The following is a 13,273-nucleotide window of genomic DNA, read 5'->3' on the forward strand; positions in this document are numbered from 1 at the left end:
AGATTTCAACCAAAGAACAGTACAATTCAACTACAATGAACACGCTTTCATATGTGATTTTTATTTATAAGCAAGAGGAGGAATTACTATGGCTCAAACAAAATCTAAGCGAGTCGCTGGCAATATCTTTAAAGGTTCTGTCGGCAATTTAATTGAATGGTACGACTGGTACGTTTACTCTGCTTTCGCCGTTTATTTTTCAGCAGAGTTCTTTCCTAAAGGAGATCCGACTAGCCAGTTACTGAACACAGCCGCTATTTTCGCAGTTGGATTTTTAATGCGCCCTATCGGAAGTTTATTAATGGGACGCTATGCAGATCGGCACGGACGCCGGGCAGCATTAACTCTTTCCATTACGGTTATGGCGGGTGGTTCTTTAATTATTGCCTGTACGCCTAGTTACGAAAGCATCGGTATTATGGCGCCCATTATTTTAGTTCTTGCCCGTTTACTGCAAGGATTATCACTCGGCGGAGAGTACGGAACTTCCGCAACGTATTTATCTGAAATGGCTAGTAGTGGACGCCGTGGTTTTTACTCAAGTTTCCAATATGTAACGCTCGTTGCTGGACAGATGGTGGCTTTAGGCGTTCAAATCGTTCTTCAGCAATTACTAAGCGAACCAGACATGAAAGCTTGGGGGTGGCGCATTCCTTTCATTATTGGAGCGATGGGAGCAGTAGCTGTGTTATGGCTTCGCCGCACGATGGATGAATCGGAGCAGTTTTCAAACATGGAATCAAAGAATCGCGAAAGCGCAGGAACAATTCGCGCTCTTATGAAACACCCGAAAGCAGTATTAACAGTAGTCGGCCTAACACTAGGAGGCACTGTTGCATTCTATACGTACACAACATATTTACAAAAATTCATGATAAACACAGTCGGCCTTCCGAAAGAAGTTGTAAGCTGGATTAACTTTGTCGCACTACTTATATTCGTTGTACTTCAGCCAATTGCGGGGCTACTATCCGATCGAATTGGACGTCGCCCACTATTAATGGCTTTCGGTATTCTCGGAACGTTACTAACAGCACCAATCTTCTTCTTTATGGAAAAAACGACAGAACCAATGGTAGCATTTTTACTCATGATGGTCGGCCTTATTATCGTTACTGGTTACACTTCCATTAACGCAATTGTAAAAGCCGAGCTCTTCCCAACTGAAATTCGCGCACTTGGCGTAGGTTTACCATATGCACTAACAGTTGCGATATTCGGTGGAACAGCAGAGTTCATCGCTTTATGGCTAAAGAGTATTGGAATGGAATCATTATTCTACTACTATGTAGCTGGTTGTATCGCGATAAGCTTTATCACGTATTGGCGTATGGCTGAGTCTTCGAAGACTTCGCAGATTGAGGCGGAGTTGGGTGGTGGAGATAGTTTAAAAAACGGTACTAGTTCAAAATAATAAAGTACGAGAGGTCACCTTGAAAGTGGTGACCTCTTTGTATAATCTTTCAACCAATACCACACCCACAAAAGATTTTATCAGCGATTATCCAATTTTATCGACCATAACTCCGAATTTATCGGCGATTCGACACATTTTATCGACTTACCGACAATTTCCGCAGAATCCCACCTCTAAACCACCAACCAATCCCACACCCGCGCACTCCACCCCAAAACCAAAAAGCACCAGGTCCCCCCGATGCTTTCTTCTCTAAAACAAATGACAAGCCACCTCATGTCCTTTCGCAATCTCAACCATCTTCGGTACTTCTTGTGCACATTTTTCAGTGGCGAATTTGCACCTTGTTCTGAATTTGCAGCCGGATGGTGAGTTTAGGGGGCTTGGTACTTCTCCCTCTAGGATAATCCGTTCTTTGCCTGTGTTTGTTGGATCTGGTTCTGGCATGGATGAGAGTAGTGCTTGTGTGTATGGATGTGCCGGTTTTGTGTATAGGTCTTCGCTGTCGGCAATTTCTACTATGTTTCCTAAGTACATGACTCCGATTCGATCTGATATGTGTCTTACCATAGATAGGTCATGTGCGATGAATAAGTATGTGACTCCTGTTTCTTCTTGGATGTCTTGCAGCATGTTTACGACTTGTGCTTGGACTGAGACATCAAGTGCTGAAATTGGTTCGTCACATAAGATGAAATCTGGTTTTACAGATAGTGCGCGCGCGATACTGATGCGCTGGCGCTGTCCTCCACTAAATTCGTGCGGATAGCGATATAAGTGTTCTTCTTTTAATCCTACCTTTTTCAGCAGGTCTAAAATAATTTCTTTTTGTTCTTCTTTTTCGTAAGAGCCGTGAATGTTCATCGGTTCGCTAATAATTTGGAATACATTCATCGTCGGGTTTAATGATGCGTATGGATCTTGGAAAATGATTTGCATTCGTTTTCTATACTCTTTTAGTTCACTTTCTTTTAGATCCGCGATGTCTTTTCCGTCGAATAGGATGTTACCCGAAGTGACGTCGTGTAAACGAATGATGCTTCTTCCTGTCGTTGATTTTCCGCAGCCTGATTCTCCTACTAATCCGAATGTTTCACCCTTTTTAATTGTAAAGCTTAGGTCGTCTACTGCTTTTAATTGCTCTGTTTTTCTGCCGAATAGTCCTTTTTTTATAGGAAAATATTTTTTTAAGTTCCGAACTTCAATTAAGTTTTCTTCATTCATGGGAATCACCTACTGTTTCATCGTTTAGCCAGCACATAGAACGTCTTCCGTTTCCGATTTCAAAATATGGTGGACGTTCTTTTTCACAAATGTCCATCTTATGCGGGCAACGTTCTGCGAATGGGCAACCTTTTGGCGGATGTAGTAAGTTTGGTGTTACACCTTGAATTGGCGCGAGTCTTTCTTTTACGCCGTTCGATATTTTCGGCAGAGAGTTTAATAGCCCTTTCGTGTATGGGTGATTCGGTGATTGGAAAATATCAAGTACAGGTCCTTCTTCCATAATAAGCCCGCCATACATTACGATAACTCGTGTACAGTTTTGCGCGACAATTCCTAAGTCATGTGTAATAAGAAGTAACGCCATATTTGTTTCATTTTTTAAGTTTTTCATTAAATCTAGTATTTGTGCTTGTATCGTTACATCAAGCGCTGTCGTCGGTTCGTCCGCAATGAGAAGATCTGGATTACAAGACATTGCCATTGCGATCATAACCCGCTGTTTCATACCACCGCTTAGTTCATGTGGATATTGTTTTACCCTTTCTTCTGGTGAAGAAAGACCGACTTGTTTTAACAAATTGACCGCGATATGCTCTGCTTCTTTCTTTTTCACTTTTTGATGCCGTATAATTACTTCCGTCATTTGTTTCCCAATTTTCACGACTGGATTTAGCGCCGACATTGGATCTTGAGAGATAAGTGAAATTTGATTCCCTCTAATAGAACGCAATTCTTTTTCAGATTTAGAAAGTATGTTTTCATTATGAAAAAGGATTTCCCCTTCTTTCACTTTCCCTGGTGACGTAACGAGAGACATAACGGACTTCGCCATCACACTCTTTCCGCTTCCAGACTCCCCAACGATACCAACTACTTCGCCTTTATTTAAGCGAAATGTAACGCCGCGAACCGCTTCAACTTCGCCCCCTTCTATGAAAAAAGAAGTCTTTAAATTCTTCACTTCTAATAGTTTTTCAAACACGCTTCTCACTCCTCCCACTTAACGTTTTAGTTTTCATGTCCAGCTCCTTTTGGTGCGAAAGCCTTCTTCAATGCCTCACCAATTACGTTAAAACTTAATACCGTTAAAAGAATAAGAAACCCTGGGAAGAGTGTTAAATACCAAGCTTCACCGATATATCCTTGCGCATTGTTTAGCATGCTGCCCCAAGAAGAGTCTGGTTCTCTAATACCTAACCCTAAGAAGCTAAGTGATGATTCCATTAAAATCGATGTGGCAATTGTTAATGTCGCTGCGATAATAATGGTTGATAAAATGTTTGGAATGATGTGTCTTACAATAATCATGAGTGATTTTTGTCCCGATACTTTTGCGTATAAAACGTACTCACGCTCTTTTACAGATAACGTTTCTGCCCTTACGATACGCGCAGTGTCCATCCATGTTAGTAATCCGATAATAAGAACTAACGTTGTAATTCCTGGTTTTAAATAAGCATTTAATAGTAACATTAAAAAGAATGATGGAATCGACATAAGTACTTCCACAACTCGCATTAAAAAATTGTCTAACTTTCCGCCAAAATATCCGCTAATTGTTCCGACTGCGGTACCGATTGTAATCGAAACAATCATCGCGAGAAAGCCAACTGCAAGAGAAACTCTTCCGCCATATAACGCTCTCGTTAAGTAATCCCGTCCGTAATCATCTGTGCCGAACGGATGACTCATACTCGGTTCTTGTAAGCGATCTGGAATCGACATTTTACTAGGATCGTACGGTGATACGAATGCAAAAATCGATGCGATCGTTAAAACCGCAAGTATGATAACCCCCATTGCAACAAACTTATTTTTCGTAAAACTATTTTTTATCGTTTGAAATCTCCTATTATTCATTCCAAATCACCCCCTCATTCGAATGCGCGGATCTACTACGCCATATAAAATATCAGCAATTAAGTTACCGAGAATTAACATGAATGATGATAGTAATGTAATCGCCATAATAATTGGATAATCAAATCTAAAAATAGCATTTACCCCGAGTGATCCAAGTCCTGGCCATGAGAATACTGTTTCCGTAATAAACGCTCCGCCTACTAAACTTGGAATTGATAATCCGAAAATTGTAATGATCGGTATTAATACATTTCGAAGTACATGGTTAAATAAAACTGTTTTCTTTGAAGCGCCGTACGCATATTGAATTTGCACATAATCTTCTTCTAATTGCTGAATCGTACTGGAACGAATGTATCTCATATAAACAGAGACGTTTTGGAACGCTAGCACCATGCAAGGTAAAATGCCGTGCTGCACAATATCCCAGATAGAATCTTGTCCAACTGTGCGCATACCCATACTCGGAAGAAGGTTTAATTTTAATGAGAATAGGTAGATTAATAGTAATGCAAACCAAAAGACCGGCATGGAAATACCAACGTATGAAATAAAGTTTACGATGCGATCAAAGAACGAATTCTTTTTCACACCTGTAAATAATCCAAGCGGTATTGCGATTACGAATGATACAAGTAAAGATGAACCCATTAGCCCAATTGTTGCTGGTAATCTTTCTACGATAAGTTCTAAAACAGGACGATGATTTTGAAGTGAGTACCCAAAGTTCCCTGTTAAAATATTTTTTAACCATAAAATATATTGCACGTAAATGGGTTGATCTAGTCCTAAACTTTTTCGAATACGCTCCACATCAATCGGACTCATATTTGGCGTTACAAAATTTCGAACGGGATCTCCCGGTGCTAGTTTTATTAATAGAAAAGAAATAATAGAAATAACAAATAAAAGCGGAATTGCATTTAAAAGCCTCTTTGCAATTACTTTATACACAAACTTCCCCCCTCAGGATAAAGTGAAACTTTAATCAGTGGGGGTTTTATCCATCCCCCACTGATTATGAGTTGAATCAATCGGGCTTTTACAGGTAGCCCGACTCCCACCTAACTTCCTCGCATTCGCCAAATTTTGAGGTGGGAGTCTTACTGCCCTTTAAAGCGGGATAAAGAAGCTGATTTCCACCAGCTTCTTTATAGTTTCTTATTTCACTTCATAAATCTTCGATAGATCTTCAAACATTGTGACAGGAATTGCTTTAGCTTCTTTCAATCCATCAAACTTTTTATCTACTGCAATAACCGCTTTCGGATATGCGATTGGTAGATAAGGTAAGTCTTCCCTAGCTGTATCTTGAATTTTATGATATAACTCAGCACGTTTTGTTTTATCTGTTTCAACTGCAGCTTCTTCCCATAACTTATCGAAATCAGCATTTTTATAACGCGCATAATTGTATTCAGCATTACTTAAGAATAAGCTCTTATATGAATCTGGCTCAGGTCCCATAATGTAACCACCAAATGTAATGTCATAGTCTTTATTCTCTTTATCTAGTCCTTTTTCACTTGCTGCACTAGCATCTAATGCGTTTAGTTCAACTTGCAAGCCAATTTCTTGCAACTTCTGTTGTGTATACAGTGCTAAACTTTCCATAATTTTATTATTCGTTACATACATCACGCGTACTTTTTCTTTATCTTTCACACCAGCTTTTGCTAATAAATCTTTCGCTTCTTTTTGATCATACTTATACTCTTTAATATCTTTCGCATAATACATAGCGTCCGGTGTTAAGATTGAATTTGCTGGTTCTGCAAATTGACTAGAAACGAATGCTGAGTTAATCATTTCTTTTTTATCTAATGCATGCGCAATTGCTTGGCGCACTTCTTTTTTCTTCATAAGGTCTGTATTAAAGTTATAAGCTAAGTAGAATAATCTACCTTCAGGGAATGTCACCATTGAGAAGTTCCCAGTGCTATCTAATTTCTTAAAGTCTTGCGGCTCAATCATTTTCATATTGATTTGACCATTTTGCAGTGAAACATTTGCTGTATTACGGTCTTTTACAACGCGGTATACGATAGAATCTAATTTCGCTTTACCAGCGAAATAATCATCGAATCGCTCTAACGCAACGTATTCATCTGATTTGAATTCTTTTAATTTAAACGGACCTGATCCTACAGGTTGTAAGTTTTTCTTACTCTTCACTAAATCTGCTTCACCTTCAAATACATGTTTCGGAATTGGGAAGAAATCATTCATAACCCCTTCGAAAGATGCACTTACTTGTGGTAAAACGAATTGAGTTGTTAACTCATCTACTTTTTTCACCTCAAGCGGTTTTCCTTTAAAAATAAAGTTTTCACGACTTGAGCTATTTTGCTTCTCATCTAAAATAGATTGGAATGTAAATACAATATCGTCTGATGTAATTTTCTTACCATCATGCCATTTCAAATTATCTTTTAGTTTTAACGTCCATGTTAATTGATCTTCTGAAGGCGTAAAGCTCTCAGCAAGAACAAACTTTTTCTTACCGTCTTCCATATGATATAGCGGCGCATATAAAGCTTGCTGTATCGTTAATGACACACGATCATTCGCATAAAGCGGATTCATCGTATCTGGATTATCGCTAACACCAATCGTTAACGTCCCTCCGTCTTTCGGAGTCCCTGATTTACTAGTGCTCGCCTGCTTCGAAGAATCTTTCCCCCCAGAACAAGCCGCTAATGCAATAAGTAATAGTAGGACAAATGGTAATGCAAATAACTTCCGTTTCATCTTTCGGCCCCCTCGAACTATTTATACCCATAAGAAAACTCGGATTTAATCCCGAGTTTTCTTATAAGTTTTAAATTACCACTGCCCGTATATAAAGTCAAACTTTTTTGTAAATGTGGAAAGTTTGAAATCTATTAACAGAAACGAATACCACATCCCCAAAAATTTTATCAGCGATTATCCAATTTTATCGACCATAACTCCGAATTTATCGGTGATTCGACAAAATTCGCAGAAACCACCTTCCAGACTAGCAAGCAATCCCCACAGTAACGCCCCTCACCATACAAAAAAAGACCACCAAAAGGCAGTCTCAAAACTGAATCTTATTCCCCACTCCATGCTCCACCGCTTTTTCATACAAATACTTCGCCACTATTATATCTACTACCGCTAGGCCAACTGATTTAAACACGGTAATCTCTTCATCATTCTCCCTACCGGCTTTTTCCCCGCTTATAATTTGACCAAGTTCGGCGTGAATGTCGGTTTCCTTGAACAGGCCTTCTTTAATCGGAACTTGGAGATCACCCGTTTCTTCTAATGCTGCTTCTTTTGATTCGACTACTACTTTGTTTGCGTTAGTGATAGCGTGAGATGGCAGTTCTTGCATGCTCGGTCTGAATGAACCGACGGCGTTTACGTGGACGCCTTTTTGCAATGTTTCTGAGAAGACTGGTGTGGATGCATTTGTTGTCGTGACGATGATGTCTGCTTCGCTTATTGCTTCATTTGGACTTGCATAAACGTAAGCCGGTTTGTTGAATTTCTCTTGTATATATTGCGCGAATGCATACGCTTTTTCTTCCGTTCGATTGTATAAAATGACTTTTTCGATATCTCTAACCGCGAATACAGCTTCTGCAATTCCTTTCGCTTGTTCACCGGTGCCGATGATGCATAAAGTTTTTGCGTTATGACGAGCTAAATGTTTTGTCGCTACTCCTGATAAGGCGCCTGTTCGGATCATCGTTAAGTACGATCCTTCTAATAGTGCGAGTGGTTCTCCCGTTTGAAAGTCTGATAGCATTACAATCCCGTTTATCGTTTTCTTTCCGAGCTTCTTATTATGAGGGACTACCGTTACTATTTTTACTCCAAGCGCTTCAAGCCCTTCCGCTACTGAAGGCATAATTAATGCCGTATTTTGCTCGTTCGCAAATGGTAATGAAGCGCGTATTGGTGTAATCGTTCTTTCCGCGGAAAACTCTTGTAAAGCAAGCGCCGCGTATTCAATAACCTCGTTCATATTTACTAAGTTTCTTTGTTCGTTCGCGCTTATGACTAGCATATTTTTTCACCTCTCCTTTTATCCCGCTATTTGTGGGCAGTAAGACTCCCACCTCAAAATTCAGCTTGAGCAAAGAAGTTAGGTGGGAGTCGGGCTGCCCGTAAACGCCCGATTGGTTCAACTAATAATCAGTGGGGATGGACACCTCCCCCACTGATTAAAGTTTCACTTTATCCTAACAGAAATCCACGCTTCAAAACATCTCTCGGATCTACAACAAACTGATGAAATCCTGTAATAAATGCCTGCCCGGTTACTTTCGGAATAACTGCTTCATATTGATCTACCTCTGTTACAGATAATACTTCTCCTTCGAATTGTCCGCCAGTAATGCATTCGTGGATGAATGTTTCTCCTTGTTGTAAGGCATCTTTTTCAAAAAGGGTTGCAATTCTTGCAGAAGTTCCTGTACCGCAAGGAGAACGATCTACTTGCCCGTCAGCAAAGATCGTTACATTTCGTAAAGTAGCGTCTTTCCCTTTCGGTTCATCTGAAAAAATAACGCCGTATATTCCTTTTAAACCTTCTTCCAGTGGATGTTTTACTTCCAGTTGGCTCTCAATATAGTGTTTAATTTTCCCGCCCCACGTTTGAATAGCAGATAAGTCTTTGAAATCAACTTTCAAACCAAATTCTTTACTATCTACAACGGCATAAAATGCTCCGCCAAATGCGATATCTACTTGAAATTCATAGTTATCTATTTTAATAGGAACGTCTTTTTTGTATACAAATGAAGGGACATTTTCAAATGATACAGACTCTACCTCGTTCCCGTTATATTTTGCATACGCGATGACTTCCCCAGCAGGACTATCAATAATGAACTTTTGCTTTTCACCTGTCACTTCAAACATACCTGTTTCAATTCCTACTGTAATAACAGCAATAATACCGTGTCCACACATCGTACTCCAGCCTTCATTATGCATAAATAATACGCCAAAATCAGCGTGAGCACTTGCGGGCGGAGTAATGATACAGCCGTACATGCCGTGATGTCCTCTCGGTTCATACATAAGAATTTCGCGAAGATGATCCAAATGTTCCATACAGTATGCACGTCTTTCAAGCTGTGTTTCTCCCTTGATTTCCGGCACGCCGCCCGTAATAATTCGAAGCGGTTCCCCAGCTACATGAGCATCAATTGTTGTGTATATTTTACTAACCTTCATTTCTATCTCTCCCCTATATGTTGATACTATTTTCATTGCAAATATCATGCCAACGCATAGAGTATAAATCTGTATATATTTTTTAAAAAATACACACTACTGTCTACTTTTTTATACAGTAGACAGTGAGTGATTATCAACCTACAATCAATCCCACATCCCCCAAAAAATATATCAGCGATTATCCAATTTTATCGACCGCAACTCCGAATATATCGGCGATTCGACACAACTTATCGACTTACCGACAAATCTCGCAGTTTCACACCTAATAACCACCAACCAAAAACAGAGTAACCATCGAATTCACCAACCAATCCCACACCCAGCCGATGCTCAGAAAGACCCAACCAAAAAAATCCCCCGAAAACTCAGGGGACCCATCAAACCCTAACCGCCACCACATCCGGCACTTGCTTCGCAATCTCCTCACCAATCTTTATACTAGCCGTTGCGGCTGGAGACGGCGCATTGCAAATATGCAGAGAGTTTATGCCAGGGATAATGCAGAAGTCATCAACCATATTTCCGTTTGATAAAATGGCCTGTGCTCTTACACCTGCATGCGTTGGGACGATATCTTTTTCTGTCAGTTCTGGTATGAGGCGCTGCAGGCTTTTTAGAAATGATTGTTTACTAAATGAGCGCACCATTTCTTTTATACCTTCTTTCATATTTGGCATCGCCATTTTCCAGAAGCCTGTGTATGTCATTGTTTCCATGAAGTCTTTTATATCAAAGTCTTTTTTCGTGTAGCCTTCTCGCTTGAAGCTTAATACAGCATTTGGTCCTGCATGTACGTCCCCGTTTATCATTCTTGTGAAATGAACACCTAAAAACGGAAATTCTGGGTTTGGAACTGGATAAATTAGATGCTTTACGAGATGGCGTTTTTCCGTGACAAGTTCATAATACTCACCGCGGAACGGGACAATTTTCATATCTGTTAATATGCCTGTCTTTTTCGCAATGCGATCGCTATGTAAGCCAGCGCAGTTAATGAGAAATTTCGTTTTAAATACACCTTGATTTGTCTCAATTGTTACGACGTCTTTTTTCTCAACGATCTGTTCTGCTGCTGTTCCTAAATGCACTTCTCCGCCTTTTTCTTGAATAAAACGAGCAAAAGCATGACTTACTCCTCTATAATCAGCAATACCGCAAGAAGGAACACGAATTGCACCAAGTCCTTTTACATGCGGCTCCACTTCTGCTAATTGTTCCTTATCTATTTTGGAAATATGTAAGCCGTTTTGTAACCCTCTCTCGTATAAATTATGTAAAAGAGGAAGTTCTTCTTTTTCTGTCGCGACAATTACTTTTCCGCACATGTCATAAGCGATGTTATTTTCTTTACAAAATTGGACCATAGCCGCATTTCCTTCCTTGGCAAACTTTGCTTTATAGCTCCCTGGTTTATAGTAAATACCCGAGTGAATTACACCGCTATTATGACCCGTTTGATGATGCGCTAGTTCCTTTTCTTTTTCAATAATTGCGATTTTCGCATGAGGGAATTTTTTTGTTAAAGCCATTCCAGTTGAAAGACCAACAATTCCTCCACCAATAATTATAAAGTCATACATCCTACTTCCCCCTTAATAGTATAAAAGGCAGGTCTCTTTGAAAGACCCGCCGTACATATTATTTAGAAAAACACCCGCGTTGACGCATGAGTTCTCTATATAAATCTTTATTTTTCTCAAATGCCGCTCTTCCGTGCATCCAAAATAAATTGTTTAAAAGAACTAAATCACCAACTGGTAGTTTTAATGCATGTGTTGCTGGTGAATTTTCAACTGAATACGATAAATCTTTTAGATAGTTTGCTTGTTCAATATTATCTGGATACGCGAACTGATCGATAAAGCAAATGCACGGTGCGTTATTTACATCAAAAAATGTTTCGCGATATACAATTTCTTGCGCATTTTTACTTGGTGGTGCTTTATACGTAATTTTAACAGATGCGAGCGAATGATCTCTAAATTTTTGAAGATCTTCCCAATCGTCTAAATGTAGTAAACGGGATTCCCCTCCTACTGCATTTTGCTCTTCAATTTTCATCATAAGAAGCCAATCGGTTGGCTCATCAACGAATGTTCCATCTGTATGAAGTGTGAATAATCGATACGCTTGACGAAGATATGAATCACTACTATCCGTATCTTTTACATTAAATCTAGCATAATACGTTCCTGTCATCGCATCAAAATTCGGTGTTCCAATTAAATGTGTTAATGCTGTCGCAAATTTCACATAGTCTGCTGGATCGGACGTTTCCCCTTGCACCCCAATTGTAAATCCGCCTGTTTCACGGTCATGAATAATGCCGCGAATGTTATCCATAAACGATTGCCCAAAAATCTTTCTCATGCTATCAGCAAGATTAAACCGAGAATAAGGAATGTATTGTAATGACTGCTCTGAATGCTCTTTTACCTCTTCAAAAAATTGCTTAAGCAATTGCTGATTTAGCGTAATATGATATAAACGTTTATGCTCCGGATGAGGAACAATTTCATATCCCTCATATTTCTTTACAAACTTCATCTTCGCATTTTGTTCTGTAATAATCGACATTTCAATTCCTCCCTAAATGAAATATGAAGAACGTATTGACGCTTTTTACAGACAGTTATCCTTATCTTCTTATGCCGAGATTCGGTCTTACTGCCCTAACAGCAAAAAGCCAGTCATACGCACCACGACAGAAAATCGTAGAAACGTACAACTGGCTTATCATTACGAGTGTCTTTAATCTCTTAAAGTACAATAATAATAGACAGTTCATATAAAAATATGTGTAAAACAGGAAAGCAAGATCGAATTTAGAGAAGGCTAATTTCTCGAATGGATCTTATTAATTAAATGATAATTCAAAATTTTCTAACTGTCAATTTATTTTTTCTTATTTTGGATCATAACACATGCCCATCAACTTAAGAGTGTAAACAAACTGAAATTGCGTTCAGCTGGTTTAAAACATTCTTAAAAATGCGCATCATTGCACGAAACCAACATCTCTAGCAAGATTCCGTAAAATATTTGGAGATAAAAATCTTTGAATCTCTTGAGCAAATAGTTGTAATTCATCAAATACAGAAATAAACATACAAAAACGCTATCCTTTCCTATGATTCTACAGAAAGAATAGCGTATTTTTTTATTTTAGGGAGTATTTTGTTTTGTTAGCTTGATAGCGATGGGGCGCTATCCCTTATAGAAAATTTATCTACCGCCTGAAAATTAAAATCATTGTTTACTTTTTTTGTTCAATAAAAGTAAGCCTAATCCCATCATTATAAAAAGTATGCCCATATATAATTCTTTAGAAATTCCGCCCCCTGTTTTTGGTAATACCTCTCCATTTTCTCTTGAATTCTTCTTTGTTTTTAAAACTTTTGATTTATCTTCATCCGTATTTGGTTTCTCACCCGTATTCGGTTTCTCACCTGTATTTGGCGTTTCACCCGTATTTGGCGTCTCACCTGTATTTGGTTTCTCACCCGTATTCGGTTTCTCACCTGTATTTGGCGTTTCACCGTA

General features: G+C 39.1%; 11 protein-coding genes. 1 reads left to right on the forward strand and 10 read right to left on the reverse strand.

Translation table 11 applies throughout. The features are described 5' to 3' along the window. Nucleotides 1-88: 88 nt before the first annotated feature. Nucleotides 89-1,414, forward strand: coding sequence for an MFS transporter (locus ACQKNR_RS17785; RefSeq protein WP_427319199.1), 1,326 nt, complete (start codon nucleotides 89-91; stop codon nucleotides 1,412-1,414). 255 nt (nucleotides 1,415-1,669) lie between these two features. Here the strand turns inward: ACQKNR_RS17785 and ACQKNR_RS17790 are convergent, their stop codons facing one another. The 10 genes from ACQKNR_RS17790 to ACQKNR_RS17835 all read right to left on the reverse strand — a co-directional run. Continuing rightward, nucleotides 1,670-2,641 carry an ABC transporter ATP-binding protein gene (locus tag ACQKNR_RS17790; protein ID WP_427319201.1) on the reverse strand — a complete coding sequence of 324 codons (972 nt, stop codon included), beginning with the start codon at nucleotides 2,639-2,641 and terminating at the stop codon, nucleotides 1,670-1,672. Beyond that, on the reverse strand, nucleotides 2,634-3,626 hold the full coding sequence (locus tag ACQKNR_RS17795; protein ID WP_427319203.1) for an ABC transporter ATP-binding protein: 993 nt from the start codon (nucleotides 3,624-3,626) through the stop codon (nucleotides 2,634-2,636). The genes ACQKNR_RS17790 and ACQKNR_RS17795 overlap by 8 nt, the downstream gene beginning before the upstream one ends. Nucleotides 3,627-3,652: 26 nt before the next feature. Continuing rightward, on the reverse strand, nucleotides 3,653-4,504 hold the full coding sequence (locus ACQKNR_RS17800) for an ABC transporter permease (protein WP_427319205.1): 852 nt from the start codon (nucleotides 4,502-4,504) through the stop codon (nucleotides 3,653-3,655). Nucleotides 4,505-4,510: 6 nt separating this feature from the next. Then, a complete protein-coding gene (locus ACQKNR_RS17805; protein ID WP_427319207.1) occupies nucleotides 4,511-5,461 on the reverse strand; it encodes an ABC transporter permease in 951 nt (316 codons plus the stop codon). Nucleotides 5,462-5,668: 207 nt separating this feature from the next. Next, nucleotides 5,669-7,258: an ABC transporter substrate-binding protein gene (locus tag ACQKNR_RS17810; RefSeq protein ID WP_427319209.1), complete on the reverse strand. Its 1,590-nt coding sequence runs from the start codon at nucleotides 7,256-7,258 to the stop codon at nucleotides 5,669-5,671. Nucleotides 7,259-7,571: 313 nt separating this feature from the next. Beyond that, entirely contained in the window at nucleotides 7,572-8,549 is a 978-nt protein-coding gene (locus ACQKNR_RS17815; protein ID WP_427319211.1) for an ornithine cyclodeaminase family protein, read from the reverse strand. A gap of 170 nt (nucleotides 8,550-8,719) precedes the next feature. After that, nucleotides 8,720-9,772 (reverse strand): proline racemase family protein, encoded by a 1,053-nt coding sequence (locus tag ACQKNR_RS17820; RefSeq protein ID WP_427319213.1) that lies wholly within the window; start codon nucleotides 9,770-9,772, stop codon nucleotides 8,720-8,722. 335 nt (nucleotides 9,773-10,107) lie between these two features. Continuing rightward, nucleotides 10,108-11,310 (reverse strand): L-2-hydroxyglutarate oxidase, encoded by a 1,203-nt coding sequence (gene lhgO / locus ACQKNR_RS17825; RefSeq protein ID WP_427319215.1) that lies wholly within the window; start codon nucleotides 11,308-11,310, stop codon nucleotides 10,108-10,110. 58 nt (nucleotides 11,311-11,368) lie between these two features. Beyond that, nucleotides 11,369-12,307, reverse strand: a complete 939-nt coding sequence (gene glaH, locus ACQKNR_RS17830; RefSeq protein ID WP_427319217.1) for a glutarate dioxygenase GlaH — start codon at nucleotides 12,305-12,307, stop codon at nucleotides 11,369-11,371. Between the two features lie 672 nt (nucleotides 12,308-12,979). Then, nucleotides 12,980-13,273: LPXTG cell wall anchor domain-containing protein (locus ACQKNR_RS17835; protein WP_427319219.1), on the reverse strand; the 294-nt coding region annotated here is incomplete at its 5' end.

Source organism: Bacillus sp. NPDC094077 (genome assembly GCF_050279465.1).
Lineage (GTDB): Bacteria > Bacillota > Bacilli > Bacillales > Bacillaceae_G > Bacillus_A.